The sequence below is a fragment of the Mesorhizobium sp. WSM4829 genome (genome assembly GCF_055811475.1).
Window position 1 is genome coordinate 1 of record NZ_JBVVQJ010000123.1, and the last position, 920, is coordinate 920.

Sequence of the window (920 nt, forward strand, 5' to 3'; positions counted from 1 at the left end):
GTTGTAGACGTGACGCCAGCGATCGAAGGCGTCCTGGGCCTTGGGGAGATCGGCAAAGGGCGGTCCCTGCAGCGCTTCGGCTTTGAGCGAGCGATGGAAGCGCTCGTCCTTGCCGAGCGTCTGCGGGTGACAAGGCCTGGAATGGCTGACGGCGACGCCGGCCTCGATCAACCAGACGGTGAGCAGCGTGAAGTTGTTGCGGCCGCCGTCGCCCCAGGGCGGGCCGTTGTCGGTGGCGATACGCCACGGCAGGCCGTAGCGGCGGAAGGCGGCGATCAGCCGGGCCTTCACGGTTGCGGTGGTCTGATCGGCGCAGGCCGACAGCACGATCGAGAAGCGCGAATGGTCGTCGAGCACGGTGAGCGGGTGCAGCCGGCCGTCATGCAGGGCGACGTGGCCCTTGAAGTCCATCTGCCACAGATCGTTGGGAGCTTCGTGCTCGAAGCGGATGAAGGGCTGAGCCCCGCCGCCCAGCACGCCCAGCTCGATGCCGTTGCGGCGCAGGATGCCGGTCACCGTCGAGGCCGCGGGCGTGCCGATGCCGTCGCGGGCGATGACGCGCGCGATCTTGCGTCCACCCCAAGCCGGATGCGCCGCACGCACCGCAAGTGCAGCCGTTTCCACCTCCGGCGCGCACTGCGCCGGGCTCGATCGCGGCCGCCGCGACTGCTCGGCCAGTCCTGCCTCGCCCTCGCTCCGGTAGCGCAAAAGCAGCTTGTGGCCGCACGTCCGTCCGATACCGAAGCGCCGACACAACGCGCTCACATTCGCCCCCTCTGCGGAGGCGAGCCTCACGAACTCCAACTTCTGTTTCATCGCGCTTTTGTCCTTGAATGGCATCCCGAACCCCCTCGCGCGCAATGCGCAAAACTGTTCGCGATGTCCTCGCACACCTGTTCGCGATGTCTCCGGTCCAAACA

General features: G+C 67.6%; 1 protein-coding gene. It reads right to left on the bottom strand.

Translation table 11 applies throughout. From position 1 onward, the window contains the following. Positions 1-816 (bottom strand): IS481 family transposase (locus AC0L17_RS34470; RefSeq protein ID WP_473518989.1); only part of this gene is annotated, 816 nt, incomplete at its 3' end. Between the last annotated feature and the right edge of the window lie 104 nt (positions 817-920).